This window comes from Ensifer adhaerens (genome assembly GCF_001270265.1).
Taxonomy (GTDB): domain Bacteria; phylum Pseudomonadota; class Alphaproteobacteria; order Rhizobiales; family Rhizobiaceae; genus Ensifer; species Ensifer adhaerens_B.
Genome location: NZ_LGAP01000001.1, coordinates 539,119 through 565,151 on the forward strand (window position 1 = coordinate 539,119; position 26,033 = coordinate 565,151).

Below are 26,033 nucleotides of genomic sequence, written 5' to 3' on the forward strand. Positions count from 1 at the left end.
ATTGCTGTGGCGCTTTTCTTTCCCTATGGTAACCGTCAAAGGCTAACCATTGGGAGGAATGAATGGCTCCGCGAAAAAACGCGTCCGTCTCCAGCCGTAAGACCGCAGCAAAGCCGGCCAAGAAGGACCTGAGCGGCGGCAATATCGCCGACTTCACCAAGGAAGACGAACTCAAGGCTTACCGCGAAATGCTGCTGATCCGGCGTTTCGAGGAAAAGGCCGGCCAGCTCTACGGCATGGGCTTCATCGGCGGCTTCTGTCACCTCTACATCGGCCAGGAAGCCGTCGTCGTCGGCATGCAGATGGCTCTGAAAGAGGGCGATCAGGTCATCACCGCCTACCGTGATCATGGCCACATGCTGGCCTGCGGCATGAGCGCCCGTGGCGTCATGGCTGAACTCACCGGTCGTCGCAGCGGTCTTTCCAAGGGGAAGGGCGGCTCGATGCACATGTTCTCCAAGGAAAAGCACTTTTACGGCGGTCACGGCATCGTCGGCGCCCAGGTGTCGCTCGGCACCGGACTTGCCTTTGCCAACCGCTATCGCGGCAATGACAATGTCAGCGTCGCCTATTTCGGTGACGGCGCGGCCAACCAGGGGCAGGTCTACGAAAGCTTCAACATGGCGCAGCTGTGGAAGCTTCCGGTGATCTACGTGATCGAGAACAACCGCTATGCCATGGGCACCTCGGTCACCCGCGCCTCGGCGCAGACCGATTTTTCGAAGCGCGGTGTTTCCTTCGGCATCCCCGGCTTCCAGGTTGACGCGATGGACGTTCGCGCGGTCAAGGCGGCCGGCGACGAGGCTGTCGAGTATTGCCGCTCCGGCAAGGGCCCGATCATTCTCGAAATGCAGACCTACCGTTATCGCGGTCACTCCATGTCCGACCCGGCGAAGTATCGCTCGAAGGACGAAGTGCAAAAGATGCGGTCGGAACACGATCCGATCGAGCAGGTGAAGGCGCGTCTGACTGAAAAGGGTTGGGCGAGCGAGGACGAGCTGAAGCAGATCGACAAGGACGTCCGCGACATCGTCGCTGACAGCGCCGATTTTGCCCAGGCCGATCCGGAGCCGGATGCATCCGAGCTCTACACCGATATCCTGCTTTGATCCGGGGAGGTTCAAACATGCCAGTAGAAATTCTCATGCCCGCCCTTTCCCCGACGATGGAGGAAGGCACGCTCTCGAAATGGCTGAAGAACGAAGGGGACAAGGTGTCCTCCGGTGACGTCATCGCCGAGATTGAGACTGACAAGGCCACCATGGAAGTGGAAGCCGTCGACGAAGGCACGATCGGCAAGCTGCTGATCGCCGCCGGCACCGAAGGCGTCAAGGTCAACACGCCGATCGCGGTCCTGCTGCAGGACGGCGAAGGCGCTGGCGACATCGCCGCACCGAAGGCCGAGGCGCCGAAGGCTGTTGCCGCAAGCGAAGCACCGGCCGCCGCGGCTTCCGCGCCGGCACCGGTTGCCGCCCAGCCGAAGGTCGAAGTTGCCGCCGATCCGGCGATCCCGGCCGGTACCGAAATGGTGACGATGACCGTGCGCGAAGCTCTGCGCGACGCCATGGCCGAAGAAATGCGCTTGAGCGACGACGTTTTCGTCATGGGTGAAGAAGTCGCTGAATACCAGGGCGCCTACAAGATCACGCAAGGCCTGCTGCAGGAATTCGGCGCCCGTCGCGTCATCGACACGCCGATCACCGAACACGGCTTTGCCGGCGTTGGCGTTGGCGCTGCCATGACCGGCCTGCGCCCGATCGTCGAGTTCATGACCTTCAACTTCGCCATGCAGGCGATCGACCAGATCATCAACTCCGCCGCCAAGACGCTCTATATGTCCGGTGGCCAGATGGGCGCGCCGATCGTGTTCCGTGGCCCGAGCGGTGCTGCGGCCCGCGTCGCAGCCCAGCACTCGCAGTGCTATGCCGCCTGGTACAGCCATATTCCGGGTCTGAAAGTCGTCATGCCCTATACGGCTGCCGACGCCAAGGGTCTGCTGAAAGCTGCGATTCGCGATCCGAACCCGGTGATCTTCCTCGAAAACGAAATCCTCTACGGTCACTCCTTCGAAGTGCCGAAGCTCGATGATTTCGTGCTGCCGATCGGCAAGGCGCGTATCCACAAGGTCGGCAAGGACGCGACCATCGTTTCCTTCGGCATCGGCATGACCTACGCGGTCAAGGCGGTTGCCGAGCTGGAAGCCCAGGGTATCGATGTCGAACTGATCGACCTTCGCACCATCCGTCCGATGGACCTGCCGACGGTGATCGAATCCGTCAAGAAGACCGGCCGTCTGGTCACCGTCGAAGAAGGCTATCCGCAGTCTTCCGTCGGCACCGAGATTGCCACCCGCGTCATGCAGCAGGCTTTCGACTATCTCGACGCCCCGATCCTGACGATCGCCGGCAAGGATGTGCCGATGCCTTACGCCGCGAACCTCGAGAAGCTCGCGCTTCCGAATGTCGCAGAGGTCGTCGATGCGGTGAAAGCCGTTTGCTACAAATAAGGGGAGGGCCCTTCGATGCCTATCAACATCACAATGCCTGCCCTCTCTCCGACGATGGAAGAAGGCAATCTGGCCAAGTGGCTGGTCAAGGAAGGCGATAAGGTCAAGTCCGGCGACGTGATTGCCGAGATCGAGACCGACAAGGCGACGATGGAAGTCGAGGCCGTCGATGAAGGCACCGTTGCCAAGATCGTCGTTCCAGCCGGAACCGAAGGCGTCAAGGTCAATGCGCTGATCGCGGTTCTTGCAGCCGACGGCGAAGATGTTGCCGCGGCCGCCAAGGGCGGCAACGGTGTAGCTGCGCCGGCCCCGGCCGAAAAGAAGGAAGAGCCGGCCCCCGCGCCGGCAGCAGCCAGTGCTCCGGCACCTGCTGCAGCTCAGCCGGTAGCGGCAGCGCCGCAGGCGGCCAAGGCGGAATCGGGCAGCCGCGTCTTCTCGTCGCCGCTTGCACGTCGTCTGGCCAAGGATGCCGGCATCGATCTTTCGGCAATCGCCGGCTCCGGCCCGCATGGTCGGGTGATCAAGAAGGATGTCGAATCAGCTGTTGCGGGTGGCGGTGCCAAGCCGGCCGCTGCGCCTGCAGCAGGTGCTGCAGCTCCGGCTGCCGCACCGCTTGCCAAGGGCATGTCGGAAGACGCCGTTCTCAAGCTGTTCGAGCCTGGTTCCTACGAGCTCGTGCCGCATGACGGCATGCGCAAGACGATCGCCAAGCGGCTCGTCGAATCCAAGCAGACGATCCCGCACTTCTACGTATCGGTCGATTGCGAACTCGACGCGCTCCTGGCGCTCAGGGCCCAGCTCAACGCCGCGTCTCCGGAAAAAGACGGCAAGCCGGTCTACAAGCTCTCGGTCAACGACATGGTGATCAAGGCGCTGGCGCTGGCATTGCGCGATGTTCCGGATGCAAACGTGTCCTGGACCGACAGCAACATGGTCAAGCACAAGCATGCTGACGTCGGCGTTGCCGTTTCCATCCCGGGCGGCCTGATCACGCCGATCGTTCGCCAGGCGGAGCTGAAGAGCCTGTCGGCAATCTCCAACGAGATGAAGGACCTCGGCAAGCGCGCCAAGGACCGCAAGCTGAAGCCTGAAGAATATCAGGGCGGCACCACGGCGGTCTCCAACATGGGCATGATGGGCGTCAAGGACTTCGCAGCCGTCGTCAACCCGCCACATGCCACGATCCTTGCGGTCGGTGCCGGCGAAGAACGCGTCGTCGTCAAGAACAAGCAGATGGTCATCGCCAATGTGATGACGGTCACGCTCTCGACCGACCACCGCTGCGTCGATGGCGCGCTCGGCGCCGAACTGCTCGGAGCCTTCAAGCGCTACATCGAAAACCCGATGGGCATGCTGGTCTGATGTGGACCAGGACCGGCCTTCGGGCCGGTCCTCTCCTTGGTCGCAATGCCGAAGGCGGGCCCGGACGATGAAAACAGTTCTCTGCTACGGTGACAGTCTGACATGGGGCTATGACGCGTCCGGCCTGGGCCGTCATGCGCTTGAAGACCGGTGGCCGAGCGTGCTCCAGAAGGCCCTGGGGGCAGACGTTCACGTTGTCGCCGAAGGGTTGAACGGACGCACGACCGCCTATGACGATCATCTCGCCGATTGCGACCGCAATGGCGCGCGCATGCTGCCGAGCGTCCTTCACAGTCATGCGCCTCTCGATCTGATGGTCATTCTGCTCGGCTCCAACGACATGAAGCCGATCATTCACGGCACGGCTTTCGGTGCGGTCAAGGGCATCGAGCGCCTGGTCAATCTCGTGCGCCGTCACGATTGGCCGGTTGAAACGGCGGAAGGTCCCGAAATCCTGATCGTTTCGCCACCGCAGCTTTGCGAGACGGCAAACAGTGCATTCGCGGCGATGTTCGCTGACGGCGTCGAGCAGTCGGCGATGCTGGCGCCGCTCTATCGCGACCTTGCGGACGAACTCGATTGCGGGTTCTTCGATGCCGGATCGGTAGCGAGGACCACGCCGCTCGATGGCGTGCATCTGGACGCGGAAAACACCCGCGCGATCGGCCGGGGCCTCGAGCCGGTCGTCCGGATGATGCTCGGTATCTGAGATGGCCGACGACGTCACCATCAGACCGGCGGAACGAAATGAAGCGGCGGAACTCGCCGTTCTCGTCGATATCGCCTCGCACGGCTTTGCCGCCTGGCTCTGGTATGGCGCCGTTCTCGGCGGGGTGACCGATACGGCTTTCGAGCGCGGGCGCAACAAGCTTCGCGAGGATGTCGGGCCAGGAAACTGGCGTGATGCGGTCGTTGCCGAACTCGAGGATGAAATCGCAGGCGTATCGATCGGCTACGGCATCGACGCTTCGGTGACCGAGATCGAAGCGAAACATGCCGTGCTCGAACCCTTGCTGGCACTGCAGCGGCAAGTGGTCGGTCACTGGTTCATCGATAGCCTCGGCGTCTATCGTCACCGGCGCGGCCGCGGCATCGGACGCAGACTGCTTGCACATGAAATTGCACGCGCCGGCACGGCGCCGGTGAGCCTGATCACCGAAAGCCACAATGACAGGGCGCAGGCACTCTACAGGGCAAACGGCTTCGAGGAGGCGGCTCGGGCCGAGGCCGTGCCGCTCTTCGAAGGCAGCAGAAAACACGACTGGGTGCTCTTCACCCGCAAGGTCGCTTGAGACAAAGGCAGGAAACACATGGCTGAGAATTACGACGTCATCGTCATCGGTTCGGGTCCGGGGGGCTACATCGCCGCCATTCGTGCGGCACAGTTGGGCCTCAAGACCGCGATCGTCGAGCGTGAGCATCTGGCTGGCATCTGCTCCAACTGGGGCTGCATTCCGACCAAGGCGCTGCTGCGCTCGGCCGAGGTGCTGCACTATGCCCAGCATCCGGGCAGCTACGGCATCAAGATCGAAGGCGCGGTAACGCCGGACCTGAAGGCGATTGTTGCCCGCTCGCGCGGCATTGCCGAGCGCATGAACGGTGGCGTCGGCTTCCTCATGAAGAAGAACAAGGTCGACGTCATCTGGGGCGAGGCCAAGCTGACCAAGCCCGGCGAAATCGTCGTCGGCAAGACGACGAAGGCGATCGTGCAGCCGCAGGCGCCGCTGCCGAAGAACACCAAGGGTGAGGGCACCTACACTGCCAAGCACATCATCATCGCCACCGGCGCCCGTCCGCGGGCACTGCCTGGCATCGAGCCGGACGGCAAGCTGATCTGGACCTATTTCGAGGCGATGAAGCCTGAGGAAATGCCGAAGTCGCTGCTGGTCATGGGCTCGGGCGCCATCGGCATCGAGTTTGCCTCGTTCTACCGCACCATGGGCGTTGACGTGACCGTGGTTGAGATCATGCCGACCGTGATGCCGGTCGAGGACGCCGAAATCTCCGGCGTTGCCAAGAAGCAGTTCGAAAAGCAGGGCATGAAGATCCATCTCGAAGCCAAGGTGACGAAGGTCGACAAGGGCGCGAATTCGATCACCGCCCATGTCGAGATGAAGGATGGCAAGGTCGAAAAGATCACCGCTGACCGGATGATCTCCGCCGTCGGCGTTCAGGGCAATATCGAGAACCTCGGCCTCGAAACGCTTGGTATCAAGACCGACCGCGGCTGCATCGTCATCGACGGCTACGGCAAGACCAACGTTCCCGGCGTCTATGCGATCGGCGACGTTGCCGGTCCGCCGATGCTTGCCCACAAGGCCGAGCACGAGGCCGTCATCTGCGTCGAGAAGATCGCCGGCCTGCCGAATGTCCACCCGATGGACAGCTTGAAGATCCCGGGCTGCACCTACTGCCACCCGCAGGTCGCCTCGGTCGGCCTCACCGAGGCCAAGGCAAAGGCCGAGGGCCGCGACATCCGCGTCGGCCGCTTCCCCTTCGTCGCCAACGGCAAGGCGATCGCGCTTGGCGAAGACCAGGGCCTGGTCAAGACGATCTTCGACAAGAAGACCGGCGAACTTTTGGGCGCACACATGGTCGGCGCTGAGGTGACCGAGCTCATCCAGGGTTTCGTCGTCGCGATGAACCTCGAGACGACCGAAGAAGACCTGATGCACACGATCTTCCCGCATCCGACGATCTCGGAGACGATGAAGGAAAGTGTGCTCGACGCCTATGGGCGTGCGCTGAACGCCTGATGGAACCGGCTGTCGCCGGAACTTTTGGCTCGATCCGGCATTGAGGACGCGACCTTGTCCTCAATGCACGGAGATCACCATGAGTTTGAACGGCGTCGGTATCCTGGCTGCGATCATCATCGGCGGTTTGGCCGGATGGCTCGCGGAGAAGTTCATGAACAGCGATATGGGTCTGTTCATGAACATAGCGCTCGGCATCATCGGAGCGGTGGTGCTGAACTTCATTCTGGCAGCCTTCGGCATGGCCTTTGCCGGCTGGCTTGCTTATCTGGTCATTGGCTTCATCGGCGCCTGCCTGCTGATAGCCATTGGCCGTGCTGTCAAACGATAGCCTGCGACACTTCGAACGCTAGCGGTCGGGCTGTCCAACAAAAGGTGGCCTGACATTTCCCGTCGAGCCATCTATATAGATCGAAAAAGGGTCTGCCGGCACGATGCCGCAGCCGCCGCGACGAGGAAGACAGTATGGTAACGGTGTTCGATGCCGCCTCTGACCGGGCGCAACGCGTCCGCCATCCGGAAAAGGCCCACAAGCCTGACACCGAAATGCTGCGCAAGCCGGAATGGATCCGCGTCAAGGCGCCGATGTCGAAGGGTTATCAGGAGACGCGCGAACTGGTGCGTTCGCATAAGCTCGTGACGGTCTGTGAAGAAGCCGGTTGCCCGAATATCGGCGAATGCTGGGACAAGAAGCACGCCACCTTCATGATCATGGGCGAGATCTGTACCCGCGCCTGCGCCTTCTGCAATGTCTCAACCGGCAAGCCGAATGCGCTCGACATGGCGGAACCCGAGAACGTCGCCAAGGCCGTAAAGCAGATGGGCCTCTCGCACGTCGTCATTACCTCCGTCGACCGTGACGACTTGGCCGATGGTGGCGCCGAACATTTCGAGAAGGTGATCTGGGCGATCCGCGCTGCTTCGCCGCTGACCACCATCGAAATCCTGACGCCCGATTTCCTGAAGAAGCCTGGCGCACTGGAGCGCGTCGTCGCCGCCAAGCCCGATGTGTTCAACCACAACATGGAAACCGTACCGGGCAACTATCTTACCGTCCGCCCAGGCGCGCGCTATTTCCACTCGATCCGCCTGCTTCAGCGGGTGAAGGAACTCGATCCAACGATGTTCACCAAGTCCGGCATCATGGTCGGCCTCGGCGAAGAGCGTAACGAAGTGCTGCAACTGATGGACGACCTGCGCACCGCCGACGTCGATTTCATCACCATCGGCCAATACCTGCAACCGACGCGCAAGCACCACAAGGTCGAGAAGTTCGTCACACCAGATGAATTCAAGTCCTACGAGACGGTCGCCTACACCAAGGGCTTCCTCATGGTCGCTTCGAGCCCGCTGACCCGCTCGTCGCATCACGCCGGCGACGATTTCGCCCGTCTGCGGGCGGCGCGCGAAAAGAAGCTGCTGGCTGCGGCCGAATAAGTCCGAGGCATTTCGAAACAACAAAAAACTCCGGCCCCAGCGCCGGAGTTTTTTGTTGTGCCCGATATTCAAGCGCATGCGCCGCCAGCGGTCGGCCTCTCGGCATGCTTGTGAAATTCTGCCGGATCGCGTATCGGCTGTTCCCTCATTTTCTGACAGGGACACGGCCGAGGCGAATTCAAGCGCATCTGGAATTCAGCCCGTATCGATGCGGTTGGAAATCAACGGGAGGCTTGCAACGCATTGCGGCCGGTTTCCGGCATCGGCGTTACCCCGGATCGCCCGACCGCCCTTCTAATAAGGACGGGGCCGGCAGCCAAAGCGGTTGAGCCGCCAGAAGCTTGTCGAGACACCTGAGTGCCAAGCGGTTTGTTTTAGTGGCTTTGCCTATGGACCAGCCATCAAAACCGGCAGCCGTGAACTATGTCGACGATACCGTTGCTGCCGATCATATCCGCAGTGCCGGGCGTATCCTCGTGGTCGGATGCTCCGGCGGCGGCAAGTCGACGCTTTCGCAAAAGCTCGCCCGGCATTTCGACCTGACTTACATTTCCATCGATCGCGACATTCTATGGTTGCCGGGCTGGGCAAAACGCGATCGGGTCGAGCAGCGTCGGCGCATCGTCGAGAGGATAGAAGCAGACCGTTGGATCATGGATGGCACCAACCCTTCGACCTTCGATGTCCGCGTGCCGAGAAGCGATATCGTCATCTGGGTGCGCATGCCGCGGCTTCTCTGCATCTGGGGTGTCGTCACCCGCTGGCTGAAATATCTCGGGCGCACCCGCCCGGAGATGGCGCCGGGCTGCATCGAGAAGGTCGACTGGGAATTTCTCGAATTCATCTGGACCTTCGAGGACAAGTTCTCGCCACGTATCGTCGCAGGTCTTGCCCAACACGGCCCGGATGTGCCGGTTCTGCAGTTGAAATCGCGGCGCCAGATGCAGAGGCTCCTTGATCTTCTTGGCTTGCCCGCTTAACTCCCTTCTATGCCGCACTTTGAAACGAACCATGTCGTCAAGCACACGGCCGACCAGATGTTCGATCTTGTCGCCGATGTCGAACACTATCCGGAGTTCCTGCCGCTCTGCGAGGCGCTAACCGTGCGCTCACGCAAGGAGAGGGATGGCAAGGTCCTGCTAATGGCCGATATGACCGTCGGCTACAAGGCGATCCGCGAGACCTTCACGACGCAGGTCCTGCTCAACAAGGCCGAGCGCGTGATCGAGGTCAAATACATCGACGGTCCGTTTAAATATCTCGACAATCGCTGGCGCTTCGAGCCTGCGGGCGAGGGGCAGTCGATCGTGCATTTCTACATCGACTACGAGTTCAAGAGCCGCATTCTCGGGGCCCTGATGGGCTCGATGTTCGACCGTGCCTTCCGCATGTTCTCCGATGCGTTCGAGAAGCGTGCCGACAGGATCTACGCCGTCTGAGCGACCTCTGTCAGCATCTCCAGCGCCGTTCGGATGGTTGCCAGCCGCACGGCGTCGCGGCCGATATCGCCATAGCGCATCTCGCGGTTAAGGGCGGTGCCGTTGCGCCCCGTTGCCGATAGATGCACCAGGCCGACAGGTTTTTCCGGCGACCCGCCGCCCGGGCCGGCAATGCCGGTCACGGCGACGGCGAAGTCAGCCTCGGAGCGCGCCACTGCGCCACGCGCCATTTCGACGGCCGTCTGTCTTGAAACAGCGCCGTGGGCGGCGAGCGTTGCCGGATCGACGCCGAGCATCTGGATCTTGGCGTCGTTGGAGTAGGTGACGAAACCGCGATCGACGACGGCGGATGATCCGGAAATTTCCGTCAGTGCACCGGCAATCAGTCCACCGGTGCAAGACTCTGCCGTTGCCACCTTGAGGCCGCGCGCGGTGAAATCGGCAATGATCTTGCTGGCCGTCGCTTGAATGTCATTCGGCCACATCGTGTGCGCCCCCTGAGGTGTAGACGACGGTTGCTGTCGCGATCGCGGCGATGCCCTCGTCGCGGCCGACGAAACCGAGCCGCTCGTTCGTCGTCGCCTTGACCGAGCAACGGTCGAGATCGATGCCGAGCATGTCGGCAAGGTTCTCGCGCATCGCCTGGCGATGCGGCCCGACCTTCGGGGCTTCGGCGATCAGCGAGATATCGGCATTGGTAATCGTGCCGCCGCGCTGGCGGACGATGCTTGCGGCATGCTCGAGGAAGATGCGCGAGGGAGCGCCCTTCCACTGCGGGTCGGATGGCGGGAAGTGGTCGCCGATATCGCCGGCGCCGCAGGTGGCAAGCAGCGCATCGGTGAGCGCGTGCAGGGCGACGTCGGCGTCGGAGTGGCCGGAGAGCTTCTTGGTATGCGGGATCAACACACCGCAAAGCGTCACGCCATCACCTTCGACCAGCTGGTGCACGTCATAGCCATTGCCGGTGCGAACATCGGGAATCAGATGTCGCTTGAGTTTTTCGTCGGCCATGGCGATGTCCCTTTTCAGTGTGAGCTTGACGTTGTCGACCGTACCTTCGACGAGCATCACCGGGATGCCTGCCCATTCGGCGATCGAGGCATCGTCGGTAAAATCCGTTCGTCCGCTTGTCGCTGCGGCTCTGTGGGCGTCGAGGATGGCCTTGAGATCGAAGGTCTGTGGTGTCTGCGCCGCATGGAGATGATTGCGCGAAACGGTTTCGGTCACCACGCCCGCGGCGTCCGCGCGCTTGAGCGTGTCGGATACGGCAATCGCCGGCAGCACGGCGCGTGCTCCCTTTGCCAAAGCGTCGGCGCAGCGCGACAACAGGGCATGATCGGCAAAGGGGCGCACGGCGTCGTGGATCATGACGTAACGTGAGCCGGTTGCCGCTACGGCTTCGAGGCCCGCGAGAACCGATTGCTGCCGCGTCGCGCCGCCGTGAACCACAAGCAGCTCGCGTGCCGGCGATCGTCTGCGCGCGGCCGCGAGCAGATCCTCGTCATCGGGATGGATGACAACCACGATCGGGCCGGTCTCCGGCCATGTCGCGAAAGTGTCAAGCGTATGGGCGATAACGGGCTTGTCGCCGATGGTGCGGTACTGCTTCGGACCTTCGGTCGACTGTCCGGCGCGTTCGCCGCGCCCTGCTGCAACGATTACGACGCCGCAGGAAAGCTGTTCTTCAGGCTGCATCTTCTGTATGTGGTCCCGGATTTCGCCAATCTTCGCCGTGATGTACCGCGAAGGTCCATGCTTTGCCAGCCGAACAGGGAAATTTGCCCGACGCTTCGAAATCGCTTGGCAAGCCAAAGAACAATGTCTAAAAATAGTGCAAGAACAACATGTGCCTGAAAGATATGCATTTGCCAACTCCGGCCCTGTCATCGCCGCTTCGGATCGGGAATATCGAAATCCGCAACCGGGTGGCGCTCGCCCCGATGTCTGGCGTCACGGACCTGCCGTTCCGCACCTTGGCCTGGCGCTTCGGCGCGGGGTTCGTCGTGACGGAGATGGTGGCGAGCCGCGAGCTGGTCGGCAACGCCTCGGAATCGTGGGCGAGGCTGAAGAACTCCGGCATCAAGCCGCACATCGTGCAGCTTGCCGGCCGCGAAGCGCACTGGATGGGCGAGGCGGCAAAAATCTCTGCTGCGAATGGTGCCGACATCATCGATATCAATATGGGCTGCCCGGCAAAGAAGGTGACGGGCGGCTATTCCGGCTCGGCGCTGATGCGCGATCCTGACCATGCTCTGTCTCTGGTCGAGGCGACGGTGAAGGCCGTGGATGTGCCGGTCACCCTGAAGATGCGGCTTGGCTGGGACGAAAACTCGATCAATGCCCCGCTGATCGCAAGAAGGGCGCAGGATGCCGGCGTCCAGGCGATCACCGTGCACGGCCGCACCCGTATGCAGTTCTACACCGGTCGAGCCGATTGGGACGCGATCCGCGCCGTGCGTGAGGTCATTTCCGTGCCGCTGGTTGCCAATGGCGACGTCGATACGGTGGCGGATGCCGAAGAGATCCTAAGGCGCTCCGGGGCCGACGCCGTCATGGCCGGCCGGTCTTCTCAAGGTCGCCCCTGGCATGTCGGTGTTCTCGCCGGCGCGGCGGCACATCCAGACCAGGCGGAGATCGCCGACATTTTCGCGGAGCACTATCAGATGATGCTCGAATTCTACGGTGCCGACACGGGCCTCAGGCATGCGCGCAAGCATGTCGGCTGGTATCTCGACCGTTTCGCCCCCGATCTTGCTGGCGCAGCGAAGGGAGCGATCCTGACATCGACCGATTCCAAATCCGTCGCCGCGCGCGCGTCCGACGCCATTCGCAGTTCGCATGTGACCTTCTCGAGCGAAGGGATCGCCGCATGACCGAGAAGCCCAATAGTCCGGAAGCCTCGGCTGCTACCGACGGCCTGTCGATGGCGGTGTTGAATGCCATCCAGAATCCGGTGATCCTTGTCGATGAGAATGGTCTCGTCGCCTTTGCGAATTGGGAAGCCGAATCCTTTTTCGGCGCCAGCGCCAACCATCTGGCCCGCCACGACATCAGCGCCTTCATTCCGTTCGGCAGTCCGCTTTTGACACTGATCGAGCAGGTGCGTGAGCGTAAAGCCCCGGTCAACGAATATCGCGTCGATCTCAGCTCGCCGCGCCTGGGCGCCGACAAGCTGGTCGATCTCTATGTGGCGCCGGTCATCTCGGAGCCCGGCTCCGTCGTGGTTGTCTTCCAGGAGCGATCGATGGCCGACAAGATCGACCGCCAGCTGACGCATCGGGCGGCGGCGCGTTCGGTCACAGGCCTTGCCTCGATGCTGGCGCATGAGATCAAGAACCCGCTTTCCGGCATTCGGGGTGCCGCGCAATTGCTGGAGACCTCCGTCAACGACGAGGATCGGGCCCTGACCCGGCTGATCTGCGACGAGACCGACCGGATCGTCTCGCTGGTCGATCGGATGGAAGTATTCTCCGACGAGAGACCGGTCGATCGCGTGCCGCTCAACATTCACTCCGTGCTCGATCATGTGAAGGCGATCGCCAAGGCGGGTTTTGCGCGCCGGATCAAGGTGACGGAAAACTACGACCCGTCGCTTCCCTCGGTCTTTGCCAACCGCGACCAGCTCGTGCAGGTGTTTCTCAATCTCATCAAGAATGCGGCGGAAGCGGTCGGTGACCGGTCGGAAGGCGAGATCATGTTGACGACCGCCTACAGACCCGGCATCCGCCTTTCGGTCGCCGGCACCCGCGAGAAGATCTCGCTGCCGCTCGAATTCTGCGTGCACGACAACGGCCCGGGCGTTCCCTCTGACCTGCTGCCGCACCTGTTCGATCCGTTCATTACGACCAAGACCAACGGTTCGGGCCTCGGGCTGGCGCTGGTCGCCAAGATCATCGGCGGGCATGGCGGCATCGTCGAATGCGACAGCCAGCAGAACCGCACGACTTTCCGCGTCCTGATGCCGGCCTCCAAGGGGCAGGCGGTGGACGAAGACGACATGCCTATGACAAAAGGAAACATTGCATGACGGGTGCCACGATCCTCGTCGCGGATGACGACGCAGCCATTCGCACCGTGCTCAATCAGGCGCTGAGCCGCGCCGGCTACGACGTTCGCATCACGTCGAACGCGGCGACGCTCTGGCGCTGGATCTCCGCCGGCGATGGTGACCTGGTTGTCACCGACGTGGTCATGCCCGACGAGAATGCCTTCGACCTGCTGCCGCGCATCAAGAAGGCGCGCCCCGATTTGCCGGTGCTTGTCATGAGCGCGCAGAACACTTTCATGACGGCAATCAAGGCGTCCGAAAAAGGCGCCTATGACTATCTGCCGAAGCCCTTCGATCTGACCGAGCTGATCGGCATTATCGGCCGGGCGCTTGCCGAACCGAAGCGCCGCCCGTCCAAGATCGACGACGATTCGCAGGATGGCATGCCGCTCGTCGGCCGCTCTGCAGCCATGCAGGAAATCTACCGGGTTCTCGCCCGCCTGATGCAGACCGATCTCACGCTGATGATCACCGGTGAATCCGGTACGGGCAAGGAGCTGGTCGCGCGCGCGCTGCACGACTACGGCAAGCGCCGCAACGGTCCCTTCGTCGCGATCAACATGGCGGCCATTCCGCGGGATCTGATCGAATCCGAACTGTTTGGCCACGAAAAGGGGGCCTTCACCGGCGCTCAGACCCGCTCGACCGGCCGTTTCGAACAGGCCGAAGGCGGCACGCTCTTCCTCGACGAAATCGGCGACATGCCGATGGATGCACAGACGCGGTTGCTGCGTGTACTGCAACAGGGCGAGTATACGACGGTCGGCGGCCGCACGCCGATCCGCTCCGACGTGCGCATCGTCGCGGCAACCAACAAGGACCTGAAGCAGTCGATCAACCAGGGTTTGTTCCGCGAAGATCTGTATTACCGGTTGAATGTGGTACCGCTGCGCCTGCCGCCGCTGCGTGATCGTGCCGAAGACATTCCCGATCTCGTTCGTCACTTCGTCCAGCAGGCCGAAAAAGAGGGGCTGGACGTCAAGCGGTTCGATCAGGAGGCGCTCGAACTGATGAAGGCGCATCCGTGGCCGGGAAACGTGCGCGAACTCGAAAACCTCGTGCGTCGACTGACCGCGCTATACCCGCAGGACGTCATCACGCGGGAAATCATCGAAAACGAGCTGCGCTCGGAGATCCCCGACAGCCCCATCGAAAAGACGCAAGCGCGCAGCGGTTCGCTGTCGATCTCGCAGGCGGTCGAGGAGAACATGCGGCAATATTTTGCCAGCTTCGGCGATGCGCTTCCCCCGACTGGTCTTTACGAGCGTGTGCTCGCCGAGATGGAATATCCCCTCATCCTTGCCGCGTTGACGGCGACCCGCGGAAACCAGATCAAGGCCGCCGATCTCCTCGGCCTCAACCGCAACACACTGCGCAAGAAGATCCGCGAACTGGGCGTGTCGGTCTATCGCAGCTCGCGCACGGCTTGACTTGGTCACACCCACCGTTGCATTTTCGCCACAATGCGTTGCTTGAACGTGTTATGACCGCCGAATCGAGCGGCGTTGCACTGCTTTGCCCGGCCCTAAGGCCTGTGGCCCATGCGCAACAGCTCCGACGGACGGTCCGGTCAACACCTTGACCCGGAATGTGAGTGAGAATTGCCGGTGTCGACAGGCGCCGGTTGGGGGAATGTTTTTACATGGTGGATGCAATGGCCTTGCCGCTGGGCACAGATGACGGAGTCGCGGTGCAGGACCGCCGCGCGTCCTTTGCCCTGCCGGGCCTCATGCTGGCGATCGGCGCGCTGGTCTGCGCCACCCTGTCTCTGCTCGTTCTGCTTGGGCTGACGCCGATCCGGCTGGAGCGCAACGTCTTCATCGCCTGCGCCGCGATCAACGGCCTGTTCGTCGTCGGGTTGATCTATCTCATCGTTCGCGAGATTCTCAGATTGCTGCGCGCGCGCCGCAAGGGCCGAGCTGCCGCGCGGCTTCATGTGCGCATCGTGGCTCTGTTTTCGATCGTCGCCATCACGCCCGCCATTCTGGTCGCGATCTTCGCCAGCATAACGTTGGATGTCGGCCTTGACCGCTGGTTCTCACTGCGAACCCAGGCGATCGTTAGATCGTCTATTAGTGTCGCCCAGGCCTATGTGCTCGAAAATGCCAGCTATCTCCAAGGCCAGACCGTGTCGATGGCCAATGACCTTGAGCGCAATCGGCAGCTCTACAGCCTCGACCGGACCGGCTTTACCGAACTGATGACGCGACAGGCGAGGGGTCGTGGCATGCTTGGCGCTTTCCTCGTCCGGGCGGATGGCAGTGCCATTCTCCAGGCCAACATCTCGACGGAAAAGCCCTTGCCGGCTATCCCGCCAGACGCGCTGAAAAGCTCGGTTTCCGGTCAGCCGACATTGATCCCGCCGGGCATTACCAACCTTGTGGGTGCCGTGATCCCACTTGACGATATTCCCGGTACCTATCTCTACACTGTCCGCAACGTCGATCCCGAAGTGATGCGTTCGTTGCGGCTGATGGAAGAAAACACCGCCGAGTACAAGACGCTGGAGGCTGGGCGTGCCTTCACGCAGATTGCCTTCGGCGTTCTCTATATCGGCTTTGCGCTGATCGTGCTGCTTGCGGCGATCTGGACGGCAATCGCGGTGGCCGACCGTATCGTTCGGCCAATCCGGCAGCTCATCGGTGCGGCCGACAGTGTTGCCTCCGGCAATCTCGACGTCGTGGTGCCGGTGCGTGCGGTCGATGGCGACGTCGGCAATCTATCGCGCACGTTCAACAAGATGGTCTCCGAGATCCGCACCCAGCAGGAACAGATCCTGGAGGCCAAGGACGAGGTCGATCATCGGCGGCGGTTCATCGAGGCGGTGCTTTCGGGCGTCACGGCAGCCGTCATCGGCGTCGGCCGCGATCGGCAGATCACCATTGCCAACTCTTCCTCGGAGGAGTTTCTGAAAAAGACCGCGCCGGATCTGCTCGGTGCCGATCTACGCGTGGTTGCACCTGAGATCGAGGAAGTTCTGGTTGAAGCGGAAAGCCGCTACCGCAACAACTTCCGCAAGCAGATCAACATCATGCGCGGCGGGACCGAACGCACGCTCAACGTCCAGGTGACGCGCGAAGAGGGCGGCGAGGCAAACGAGTCCTACGTCATCACCATCGACGATATTACCGACCTCGTGATCGCACAGCGTTCGACTGCCTGGGCCGATGTCGCGCGCCGTATCGCACACGAAATCAAGAACCCGCTGACGCCGATCCAGCTCTCTGCCGAACGTCTGAAACGTCGCTACGGCAAACAGATCGATCAGGAGGACAGGGTCGTCTTCGATCAATGCACCGATACGATCGTCCGCCAGGTCGAGGATATCGGTCGGATGGTCGACGAGTTCTCCGCCTTTGCCCGCATGCCGAAGCCGACCAAGGAAAAGGCGGATCTGCGCGCCATTTTGAAGGACGCCGTGTTCCTGCGCGAAATGGGCAACAACCACATCAGCTTCATTCGCGATTTCGGCGACGAGGCGCTCGAAGGCATGTTCGATGGCCGCATGCTCGGCCAGGCGTTCGGCAACATTGTCAAGAATGCGGTCGAGTCGATCGAAGCGGTGCCGACGGAGGCTGTCCGGGGCGAGCCGAAAGTGCTGGTGCGCGCACAGCGGGATGGAGTTGCCGGCCGGTTTGTCGTCGATGTCATCGACAATGGCAAAGGCCTTCCGACCGAGAACCGGCACAGAATTTTAGAACCGTATATGACGATGCGCGAGAAGGGCACGGGCCTTGGCCTCGCGATCGTCAAGAAAATCATTGAGGACCATGGCGGACAACTGGAATTGCACGACGCACCGGCCGATTTCGATGGCGGCGTCGGAGCAATGATCCGCGTGATCCTGCCGCCTGCCGGAGAAGCCGGGGGCGAAGACACTTTGAAGGGTAAGGGTACGAGCGATGGCCGCTGACATTCTGGTTGTGGACGATGAGGAAGACATCCGCGAGATCGTTTCCGGCATCCTGTCCGACGAAGGGCACGAGACGCGCACGGCATTCGATAGCGACAGTGCGCTTGCGGCGATCAGCGACCGCGTGCCGCGGCTCGTCTTTCTCGACATCTGGATGCAGGGCAGCCGCCTCGACGGCCTCGCTCTGCTCGACGAGATCAAGGGACGCCATCCCGATCTGCCTGTCGTGATGATTTCGGGTCACGGCAACATCGAAACGGCTGTCAACGCCATCAAGCGCGGCGCCTATGATTTCATCGAGAAGCCGTTCAAGGCCGACCGCCTGATCCTGATCGCCGAGCGTGCGCTCGAGAACTCGAAGTTGAAGCGCGAAGTCTCGGAGCTGAAAAAGAAGTCGGGCGATCCGGTCGAACTGATCGGGACCTCGGTTGCCGTTTCGCAGCTTCGGCAAACCGTCGAAAAGGTGGCGCCGACCAACAGCCGCATCATGATCCAGGGACCGTCCGGCTCCGGCAAGGAGCTGGTGGCGCGGATGATCCACCGCAAGTCGACCCGCTCGACCGGCCCGTTCGTGGCGCTGAACGCGGCTGCGATCACACCCGACCGCATGGAGATTGCGCTCTTCGGAACAGAGGGCACGCCGGGGCAACCGCGTCGTACGGGTGCACTCGAAGAGGCGCATGGCGGCATCCTCTATCTCGATGAAGTCGGCGAAATGCCGCGCGAAACGCAGAACAAGATCCTGCGTGTTCTCGTCGATCAGCAGTTCGAGCGGGTCGGTGGCACGAAACGCGTCAAGGTCGATGTCCGCATCATCTCCTCGACGGCCTACAACCTCGAAAACATGATCTCTGAAGGGCTCTTCCGCGAAGATCTCTTCCACCGGCTCGCGGTCATCCCCGTGCGGGTGCCGGCGCTGGCCGAGCGCCGCGAGGATATCCCGTTTCTCGTCGACATGTTCATGCGCCAGGTCAGCGAGCAGGCGGGCATCCGGCCGCGCAAGATCGGCGATGATGCGCTCGCCGTGCTGCAGGCCCACGACTGGCCGGGCAACATTCGCCAGCTCCGCAACAATATCGAGCGCCTGATGATCCTTGCCCGCAGTGACGGTCCGGATACCCCGATCTCCGCCGACATGCTGCCGACCGAAGTTGGCGATACCTTGCCGAAGATCTCCGCGCAGGGCGACCAGCACATCATGACGCTGCCGCTGCGCGAGGCTCGCGAAATGTTCGAGCGCGATTATCTGATCGCTCAGATCAACCGATTCGGCGGCAACATTTCCCGCACGGCCGAATTTGTTGGCATGGAGCGTTCAGCGCTTCACCGCAAGCTGAAGTCGCTGGGCGTTTGAGCGTTAAACCTCTTCCGGCTAGCGGCCGCCGCTTGTGCCTTGAGTGAAAGAACGACATGAAGGTGATCATTTGCGGTGCGGGGCAGGTCGGCTACGGCATCGCCGAACGGCTGGCTCAGGAAGACAATGACGTCTCGGTGATCGATACGTCGGCAGCCCTGATCGCCAACATCACCGAAAGCCTCGACGTGCGCGGTTATGTCGGCCATGGCGCACATCCCGATGTGCTGGCGAAGGCCGGTGCAGATCAGGCCGACATGCTGATCGCGGTCACGCTGTTCGACGAAGTCAACATCGTCGCCTGCGAGGTGGCGCACGCGATCTTCAATGTCCCGACCAAGGTCGCCCGTATCCGCGCGCAGAACTATCTGGCGCCGGAATACGCCAACCTGTTCTCGCGCGAGAATGTCCCGATCGATGTCACTATTTCGCCGGAGGTCGAAGTCGGCCGAATGGTTCTGCGGCGCATCTCGTTCCCCGGTGCGACGGACGTCGTGCGTTTTGCCGACGACCGTGTCGCCATGGTGGCGATTGAGTGCATGGAAGATTGCCCGGTTGTCGACACGCCGCTGCAGCAATTGAGCGAACTGTTTCCCGATTTGCAGGCAACCGTGACCGGCATCTTCCGCAACGGCAAGCTGATCGTGCCGCATTCGTCGGATCAATTGCAGACCGGCGACCTCGCCTATGTCGTCTGCGACCGGGATCATGCGCGCCGCACGCTGGCTCTGTTCGGGCACGAGGAGCAGGAAGCGCGCCGCATCGTCATTCTCGGCGGCGGCAATATCGGTTATTTCGTCGCCAAGGCGATCGAGGAAAACCAACCGAGAACCCGCGTCAAGCTGATTGAAAGCGACCGCGACCGCGCTGTGATGATGGCGGACAAGCTCAGCAACACTGTCGTCCTCAACGGTTCGGCGATGGATCAGCGCATCCTGATGCAGGCCGACGTGCAGGATGCCGACCTGGTGGTGGCGCTGACCAACAACGACCAGATCAATATCCTCGGCAGCATGATGGCAAAACGCCTCGGCGCAAAATCGACGCTCGTCTTGATCAACGAGCCGTCCTACCAGGATTTTGCGGGAACCGCCGGCGTGGATGCCTATATCAACCCGCGCGCGGTAACGATTTCACGCGTGCTCCAGCATGTGCGCAAGGGGCGCATCCGCTCGGTCTATGCCGTCCAGAAGGGGACGGCTGAAGTGATCGAAGCCGAAGCGCTGGAAACGTCGCCGCTGGTCGGCAAGGCGCTGCGCGAGCTGGATCTGCCCGACGGCATCCGCATCGGCGCACTCTACCGTGACCAGACATTCATTCGCCCGCACGGCGACACCAAGATCAAGGCCAGGGACCGCGTGGTGCTGTTTGCTGCCGCCGATGCGGTGCGCCATGTCGAGCAGCTTTTCCGCGTCAGCATTCAGTTCTTCTGAGGTCAAACAAACGCCATGCCGAGAATTGCCTATGTCAACGGCGCCTATGTGCCGCACGCCGATGCCGCCATCCATATCGAAGATCGCGGCTACCAGTTCGCCGACGGGGTCTACGAAGTCTGCGAGATCCGTCATGGCTTCATCGTAGATCTGACCCGACATCTCGACCGCCTCGGCCGATCCTTAAGCGAACTTCGCATCGATTGGCCGATGAGCCGTGCCGCGCTAATCCACGTCATTCGCGAGGTGCTGCGCCGCAACCGGGTGCGAAACGGCCTGTTCTACATGCAGGTGACGCGCGGTACCGCGCGGCGCGATCACGTGTTTCCGGCAAAGGGTACCGTGCCGACGATCGTGGTGACGGCGAAGCGCACCGATGCGGCAGTGATCGCCAGGAAGAATGCCGAAGGCATCTCGGCGATCACTGTTCCGGAGAACCGCTGGGACCGTGTTGACATCAAATCCGTCGGCCTGTTGCCGAACGTGCTTGCGCGCCAGAGGGCCAAGGAAGAGGGCGCCCATGAGGCGATCTTCGTCGACCTGGATGGCACGGTGAAGGAGGGAGCGGCGACCAATGTCTGGATCGTCGATCGGGAGGGCGTGCTGCGCACCCGGCCGGCCGATCACGGTATTCTCAGAGGCATCACCCGTACGACCCTGATGGACGTTGCGGCGCCTCTTGGAATCAGGATCGAAGAACGCGCATTCTCCGTTGACGACATGCTCGCGGCGCGCGAAGTTTTCATCACCGCGGCGACGAGCATCTGTTTTCCGGTGGTTTCCATCGACGGCAAACCGATCGGCAACGGTCATCCGGGAAGCATAGCGCAGAATATTCGCGAAGCTTTTTTCGGCGTTGCGGAAAAGACATTGATTTGATACCAAACTGACAGAGGTGTCGGGGGAAGGGTACTTGTGACGCCTCTGATTGAAAAAATAGACAAAATGCACCGGCGCGAGACGCCGGCAAATAAGAAAGAATCGGCGCGATGGCGGAACGTTCTCAGAACTTGCAGGATCTTTTTCTCAATACGGTCCGCAAACAGAAGATTTCTCTGACAATTTTTCTTATCAATGGCGTCAAATTGACGGGCGTCGTCACGTCTTTTGACAATTTCTGTGTCTTGTTGCGCCGCGACGGTCATTCGCAGCTCGTCTACAAGCACGCGATCTCGACCATCATGCCGGGCCAGCCGCTGCAGATGTTCGAGAACGAAGAAGCCGCATCCTGACGGGACGTTAGGCACATTACCAAACGGGATTCAAAGTCGTCGTCGATCATTCCGGAGCTTGAAACGCTCCGCGACGACATGCGCGCCGTCGTCATCGTGCCGGTTCTGAAGAAGACCGGCAGGCAGGCGGCTGAAACTCTCTCTGCTACCAGCACCCGCACCGATGAAAGTCGGCTGGAGGAGGCAACGGGCCTGGCGCGGGCGATCGACCTGAACGTCGTTCATGGCGCCATCGTTTCGGTGGCGCAGCCAAAGCCGGGAACGCTTCTGGGCACCGGCAAGATCGAAGAGATCGGTCACATCCTCGTCGAACAGGATGCTGGCCTTGTCATCGTCGATCATCCGCTGACGCCTGTGCAGCAGCGCAACCTGGAAAAGGAATGGAACGCCAAAGTCATCGACCGGACGGGCCTGATCCTTGAAATCTTCGGGCGCCGCGCTTCCACCAAGGAAGGCACGTTGCAGGTCGATCTCGCGCATCTCAACTATCAGAAGGGCCGGCTTGTCCGCAGCTGGACCCACCTTGAGCGCCAGCGCGGCGGTGGCGGCTTCATGGGCGGCCCGGGTGAAACCCAGATCGAAGCGGACCGGCGCTTGCTGCAGGATCGCATCGTCAAGCTCGAGCGCGAGCTGGAGCAGGTCCGCCGCACGCGGCAATTGCACCGCTCCAAGCGCAAGAAGGTTCCGCATCCGATCGTGGCACTTGTCGGCTACACCAATGCCGGCAAATCGACGCTGTTCAACAGAATGACCGGAGCCGGGGTGCTGGCGGAGGACATGTTGTTTGCGACGCTCGATCCGACGTTGCGGCGACTGAAACTGCCGCATGGCCGCATGGTGATTCTGTCCGACACGGTCGGCTTCATCTCAGACCTGCCGACGCACCTTGTTGCCGCCTTCCGCGCGACGCTGGAAGAGGTACTCGAAGCCGACCTGATCCTGCACGTGCGCGATCTCTCCGATCCGGACAACCAGGCGCAGGCAAGCGACGTTCTGCGCATTCTGGCCGATCTCGGCATCGACGAGAAGGAAGCGGCGGCGCGGCTAGTCGAAGTCTGGAACAAGATCGACCGGCTCGAGCCGGAAGCGCGCGAAGCTCTGACGAACAAGGCGGCAAGCACGGCTAACACCGTGGCGGTTTCGGCGATTACAGGCGAGGGCGTCGATGTGCTGCTGGCGGAGATCGGTCGTCGCCTGTCGGGCGTATTGACCGAATGCACTGTCGTTCTCGGCGTCGACCAGTTGCAGCTTCTGCCCTGGGTCTACGAGCACGCCATCGTCGATGGTCGCGAAGATCTCGAGGACGGCAAGGTCAGTCTTGATCTTCGCCTGACAGAAAACGAGGCCGTGGAACTGGAGCGGCGTCTCGGCAACGGGCCGAAACCCATCGCGGAAGACTGGTAAGCGTTTTTACCTGAGGCGCGGTTGGCGCCTCAGGCCAATTGCCGCTCGATCGCCTTGGCTGCCTGCCAGAGCTCTTCCATTCGTTCCAACGTTGCCGCATCCAATGTCTCGCCGCTGGCTTCGAGTTCGCGCTCGATATGTCCGAAACGGCGGCGGAACTTGGTGTTGGTGCCGCGCAGCGCCATTTCCGGATCCGTGCCGACGTGCCGGCCGATATTCACCACTGCAAAGATCAGGTCGCCGAGTTCATCGGCCACCTTCGCACGGTCCTTTTCGCGCAATGCCTGGCGCAGCTCACCGATTTCTTCCTCGATTTTGTCGAGAATAGGTTCCGGTTCAGACCAGTCGAAGCCGACCTTGGCGGCACGTTCCTGAAGTTTCAGCGCTTCGACGAGCGCCGGGAAGCTGCGCTGGATCGAACCGAGATGACTGGGAGCGCCGTCAGACGGCAAGCCATGCTTGGTGCGACGCGCCTGGCGCTCCGCCTTTTCAGCCTGTTTGATCTTGTCCCACTGGCTTTTGACCGCCTCCGGGGTGTCGGCGTCCGAACGAGCGAAGACATGTGGGTGGCGGCGGATCATCTTGCGGGTGACGGCCTCGACGACATCGCCAAAGGCGAACTCGCCGGCCTCTTCGGCCATGCGGGCGTGAAACACCACCTGCAGCAGCAGGTCGCCCAGCTCGTCGCAAAGGTCATGCATGTCGCCGCGCTCGATGGCGTCGGCAACTTCGTAGGCTTCTTCGATCGTATAGGGCTTGATCGTTTCGAACGTCTGGACGACGTCCCACGGGCAGCCGGTTTCCGGCTGCCGCAGCGCCTCCATGATGTCGAGAAGGCCCTTGATGTCGCGTGATGGTTCCATGGGATCAGTTCAACGGAATGGCGTTGTCGCTCTTGCCCGACTGGTAGCTGTCGGACAGGCGCTGATAGCGGTCGCGGATGCGCGCGTCCTGGGCTGCAAGCTTCTCCTGCGTTGGCTGGTCGGCATCCTTGGCGAGCGCCGCGATCGAGGACGACTTCCAGAACGCGTTGTTCTGCGCGTAGCCGCCGGGTTCAAGCAGGAACACTTCCTTCAGGATCTTCAGGTCGTGCGGAATGGAGAAGCTGTCGCGTGAATCTTCGTGGCTGAAGAAATAGTAGAAATTGTCGAAGCCCGCCCAGGTGATCGCCGACAGGCACATCGAGCAGGGCTCGTGCGTGGAAAGGAAGATCAGATCGCGCGTGTCTGGCTTTTCCGCCATCTCGTAGAAGCGCTTGAGCGTGTGCACTTCGCCATGCCAGAGCGGGTTTTCCGTCTCGTTGTTCGTCTCGGCGAGAACGAGAGAAAGGTCCGACTTGCGCAGGATCGCGGCGCCGAACACCTTGTTGCCCACGGCGACACCCTCTTCCGTCAACGGCAGGATATCCTGCTCGATCACGTTCAGCAGCCGTTCGGCCAGTTCGGATTGTGTCATGTCTTCAGTCTCCGGCAGATGTCTTGCGGCATTTAACGGAGGTTGCCCCTTGGGCGCAATGGCTGCGGACAGCGCCATCGGCAAGCCGTTCCGGAGATATTTGCTCAAAATGCCGTGCGGTCGAGCAAAACAATACGGGACCTGAAAGCCATTGAAATTTCTGTTTCTTCAATTGCTCTGGGCGATGCGGGATATTCAGCGCAGCCTGTAGAAGGAACAGATTGCAAGAATATGTCGCAGCAGCTCTCCGTCTTTCCCGCATTCTTTCGCGTCGCGCAAAAGCGCGTGGCGGTGTTCGGCAATGGCGACGAGGCCTTCGCAAAGGTGCGTTTGCTGCTCAACACTGAGGCGTCGATCGTCGTTTATACGGATGCGCCGGAGGCTGACTTCGAGACGTTCCTGAGCGAGCAGGCGATCGAAACTGTGCGCGGGGCCTTCAATCCGCAACAGCTCGAAGGCGCCATCCTGGTATTTGCCGCAACCGGCGATGCCGCCGAGGATCGGCAGATCGTCATTGCCGCGCGCGAGCAAAAGATTCCGGCAAACGCCGTCGATCAGCCTGATTACTGCGATTTCTTCACACCGGCGCTAGTCAATCGCGCACCGGTCGCCGTTGCGATTGGGACTGAAGGCGCCGGTCCGGTGCTTGCCCAGATGATCCGGGCGCAGATCGATCAACTGCTTTCGCCGTCGCTCGGTGTCGTTGCGTCGCTCGCCGCCGGTTATCGTGATGCCGTCGATCGGCTCGTGCCGCGTGGTGTCGCGCGCCGCCTGTTCTGGCGCCGGTTCTTCCAGGGGCCGGTGGCCGACAAGGTTGCGCTTGGCGATGTCGCCGCAGCGCGCCGCGAGGCCTCCCGTCTGCTCGACGCCGCGCATGCGACCTCGGGTCATGTCTGGCTGGTTGGTGCCGGTCCTGGCGCTGAGGATCTGCTGACGCTGCGCGCCCAGCGGGTGATGATGGAAGCCGACGCAATTGTCTATGATGCGCTGGTGCCGCAGGCGATCGTCGATATGGGCCGCCGCGATGCCGAGCGGCTTTCCGTCGGTAAGCGCAAGGGTTGCCATACGAAGTCGCAGGACGAGATCAACCAGCTTCTGGTAAAGCTCGCGGGTGAGGGCAAGCGCGTCGTTCGCCTGAAGTCCGGCGATCCGCTTGTCTACGGCCGTGCTGGCGAAGAGATGGCGGCGCTGCGCGAAGCTGATATCACCTATGAGATCGTGCCCGGCATTACTTCGGCTTTTGCCGCAGCCGCCGATTTCGAATTGCCGCTGACCTTGCGCGGTGTCGCATCGTCGCTGGTGTTCACCACCGGCCATGACCTGACCGGCGAAGTGCTGCCTGACTGGGCACGGCTTGCCGTTTCCGGCGCCACGATCGCCGTTTATATGGGTCGCACCGTCGCTGCTTCGGTTGCCGGCCGGTTGATGCAGGCAGGCTTGCCCGCGGAAACCACCGTGGCTGTGATCGAAAACGCCAGCCGCACCGACCGTCGACTGTTGCATGGCACGCTCAGGGACCTGCCGGACCTGGAGAGCCGCACCGAGCTTTCCGGACCGGTCATGGTGATCATCGGCGATGCCGTTGCCGGCGCGAATTTCGAGCGTTCTGAACCGCTGGTGGCAGGCAAACGCGCCGTCAAGCAAACGACGATCGAAGCTGCAGCACAGCGCGACGAACAGATTCTGAACTAAGG

Annotated in this window: 24 protein-coding genes; 20 read left to right on the plus strand and 4 right to left on the minus strand. The window is 61.7% G+C overall.

All coding sequences use genetic code 11. The features are described from left to right. Positions 1-62 precede the first annotated feature (62 nt). The 10 genes from pdhA (at position 63) to AC244_RS02685 (ending at position 9,500) form a co-directional block, all read left to right on the plus strand. On the plus strand, positions 63-1,109 hold the full coding sequence (pdhA, locus tag AC244_RS02640; protein WP_053247247.1) for a pyruvate dehydrogenase (acetyl-transferring) E1 component subunit alpha: 1,047 nt from the start codon (positions 63-65) through the stop codon (positions 1,107-1,109). A 17-nt stretch (positions 1,110-1,126) separates the two neighbouring features. Beyond that, the gene (locus AC244_RS02645) at positions 1,127-2,506 is read left to right on the plus strand and encodes a pyruvate dehydrogenase complex E1 component subunit beta (RefSeq protein WP_053247248.1); all 1,380 of its coding nucleotides are present in this window, start codon (positions 1,127-1,129) and stop codon (positions 2,504-2,506) included. 15 nt (positions 2,507-2,521) lie between these two features. Beyond that, complete coding sequence (locus tag AC244_RS02650) at positions 2,522-3,868, plus strand: pyruvate dehydrogenase complex dihydrolipoamide acetyltransferase (RefSeq protein WP_053247249.1); 1,347 nt, start codon at positions 2,522-2,524, stop codon at positions 3,866-3,868. A gap of 67 nt (positions 3,869-3,935) precedes the next feature. Beyond that, on the plus strand, positions 3,936-4,577 hold the full coding sequence (locus AC244_RS02655) for an SGNH/GDSL hydrolase family protein (RefSeq protein ID WP_053247250.1): 642 nt from the start codon (positions 3,936-3,938) through the stop codon (positions 4,575-4,577). A gap of 1 nt (position 4,578) precedes the next feature. After that, on the plus strand, positions 4,579-5,160 hold the full coding sequence (locus AC244_RS02660) for a GNAT family N-acetyltransferase (RefSeq protein WP_053247251.1): 582 nt from the start codon (positions 4,579-4,581) through the stop codon (positions 5,158-5,160). An 18-nt stretch (positions 5,161-5,178) separates the two neighbouring features. Continuing rightward, a complete protein-coding gene (lpdA, locus tag AC244_RS02665; protein WP_053247252.1) occupies positions 5,179-6,624 on the plus strand; it encodes a dihydrolipoyl dehydrogenase in 1,446 nt (481 codons plus the stop codon). Between the two features lie 79 nt (positions 6,625-6,703). Next, positions 6,704-6,955 carry a GlsB/YeaQ/YmgE family stress response membrane protein gene (locus AC244_RS02670; RefSeq protein ID WP_053247253.1) on the plus strand — a complete coding sequence of 84 codons (252 nt, stop codon included), beginning with the start codon at positions 6,704-6,706 and terminating at the stop codon, positions 6,953-6,955. 134 nt (positions 6,956-7,089) lie between these two features. Beyond that, a complete protein-coding gene (gene lipA / locus AC244_RS02675; RefSeq protein WP_053247254.1) occupies positions 7,090-8,061 on the plus strand; it encodes a lipoyl synthase in 972 nt (323 codons plus the stop codon). Between the two features lie 389 nt (positions 8,062-8,450). Further along, positions 8,451-9,041, plus strand: coding sequence for an AAA family ATPase (locus AC244_RS02680; RefSeq protein WP_053247255.1), 591 nt, complete (start codon positions 8,451-8,453; stop codon positions 9,039-9,041). A 9-nt stretch (positions 9,042-9,050) separates the two neighbouring features. Next, positions 9,051-9,500, plus strand: a complete 450-nt coding sequence (locus AC244_RS02685; RefSeq protein WP_053247256.1) for a type II toxin-antitoxin system RatA family toxin — start codon at positions 9,051-9,053, stop codon at positions 9,498-9,500. Here the strand turns inward: AC244_RS02685 and AC244_RS02690 are convergent. Then, on the minus strand, positions 9,488-9,985 hold the full coding sequence (locus tag AC244_RS02690) for a CinA family protein (RefSeq protein WP_053247257.1): 498 nt from the start codon (positions 9,983-9,985) through the stop codon (positions 9,488-9,490). The genes AC244_RS02685 and AC244_RS02690 overlap by 13 nt on opposite strands. Next, entirely contained in the window at positions 9,972-11,195 is a 1,224-nt protein-coding gene (locus tag AC244_RS02695) for a bifunctional 2-C-methyl-D-erythritol 4-phosphate cytidylyltransferase/2-C-methyl-D-erythritol 2,4-cyclodiphosphate synthase (RefSeq protein WP_152975822.1), read from the minus strand. Before AC244_RS02695 ends, AC244_RS02690 begins: the two co-directional genes overlap by 14 nt. Before the next feature lie 149 nt (positions 11,196-11,344). Here AC244_RS02695 and dusB point away from each other — a divergent pair, with 149 nt between their 5' ends. The 9 genes from dusB to hflX all read left to right on the plus strand — a co-directional run bounded on the left by dusB (position 11,345) and on the right by hflX (position 22,884). Then, positions 11,345-12,373, plus strand: a complete 1,029-nt coding sequence (gene dusB, locus AC244_RS02700) for a tRNA dihydrouridine synthase DusB (protein WP_053247258.1) — start codon at positions 11,345-11,347, stop codon at positions 12,371-12,373. After that, positions 12,370-13,527 carry a two-component system sensor histidine kinase NtrB gene (locus AC244_RS02705; RefSeq protein WP_053247259.1) on the plus strand — a complete coding sequence of 386 codons (1,158 nt, stop codon included), beginning with the start codon at positions 12,370-12,372 and terminating at the stop codon, positions 13,525-13,527. The genes dusB and AC244_RS02705 overlap by 4 nt, the downstream gene beginning before the upstream one ends. Next, a complete protein-coding gene (gene ntrC / locus AC244_RS02710; protein ID WP_053247260.1) occupies positions 13,524-14,978 on the plus strand; it encodes a nitrogen regulation protein NR(I) in 1,455 nt (484 codons plus the stop codon). Before AC244_RS02705 ends, ntrC begins: the two co-directional genes overlap by 4 nt. Before the next feature lie 212 nt (positions 14,979-15,190). Beyond that, positions 15,191-17,461 carry a sensor histidine kinase NtrY-like gene (locus AC244_RS02715; RefSeq protein WP_053247261.1) on the plus strand — a complete coding sequence of 757 codons (2,271 nt, stop codon included), beginning with the start codon at positions 15,191-15,193 and terminating at the stop codon, positions 17,459-17,461. Further along, the gene (gene ntrX, locus AC244_RS02720) at positions 17,451-18,815 is read left to right on the plus strand and encodes a two-component system response regulator NtrX (RefSeq protein WP_025426781.1); all 1,365 of its coding nucleotides are present in this window, start codon (positions 17,451-17,453) and stop codon (positions 18,813-18,815) included. Before AC244_RS02715 ends, ntrX begins: the two co-directional genes overlap by 11 nt. Positions 18,816-18,871: 56 nt before the next feature. Then, positions 18,872-20,248 (plus strand): Trk system potassium transporter TrkA, encoded by a 1,377-nt coding sequence (gene trkA, locus AC244_RS02725; protein WP_053247262.1) that lies wholly within the window; start codon positions 18,872-18,874, stop codon positions 20,246-20,248. A 15-nt stretch (positions 20,249-20,263) separates the two neighbouring features. Then, the gene (locus AC244_RS02730; protein WP_053247263.1) at positions 20,264-21,127 is read left to right on the plus strand and encodes a D-amino-acid transaminase; all 864 of its coding nucleotides are present in this window, start codon (positions 20,264-20,266) and stop codon (positions 21,125-21,127) included. A 110-nt stretch (positions 21,128-21,237) separates the two neighbouring features. Then, positions 21,238-21,480, plus strand: a complete 243-nt coding sequence (gene hfq / locus AC244_RS02735) for an RNA chaperone Hfq (protein ID WP_003535434.1) — start codon at positions 21,238-21,240, stop codon at positions 21,478-21,480. Between the two features lie 78 nt (positions 21,481-21,558). Continuing rightward, the gene (gene hflX / locus AC244_RS02740) at positions 21,559-22,884 is read left to right on the plus strand and encodes a GTPase HflX (RefSeq protein ID WP_053247264.1); all 1,326 of its coding nucleotides are present in this window, start codon (positions 21,559-21,561) and stop codon (positions 22,882-22,884) included. A gap of 29 nt (positions 22,885-22,913) precedes the next feature. On the opposite strand, the gene mazG is transcribed toward hflX, so the two are convergent. Together mazG and AC244_RS02750 are read right to left on the minus strand one after the other, a co-directional pair. After that, positions 22,914-23,747 carry a nucleoside triphosphate pyrophosphohydrolase gene (mazG, locus tag AC244_RS02745; protein WP_053247265.1) on the minus strand — a complete coding sequence of 278 codons (834 nt, stop codon included), beginning with the start codon at positions 23,745-23,747 and terminating at the stop codon, positions 22,914-22,916. A gap of 4 nt (positions 23,748-23,751) precedes the next feature. Further along, positions 23,752-24,339: a deaminase gene (locus tag AC244_RS02750; RefSeq protein WP_053247266.1), complete on the minus strand. Its 588-nt coding sequence runs from the start codon at positions 24,337-24,339 to the stop codon at positions 23,752-23,754. A 231-nt stretch (positions 24,340-24,570) separates the two neighbouring features. On the opposite strand from AC244_RS02750, the gene cysG reads away from it, so the two are divergent. Beyond that, a complete protein-coding gene (gene cysG, locus AC244_RS02755) occupies positions 24,571-26,031 on the plus strand; it encodes a siroheme synthase CysG (RefSeq protein ID WP_053247267.1) in 1,461 nt (486 codons plus the stop codon). The last annotated feature ends 2 nt before the right edge of the window (positions 26,032-26,033 follow it).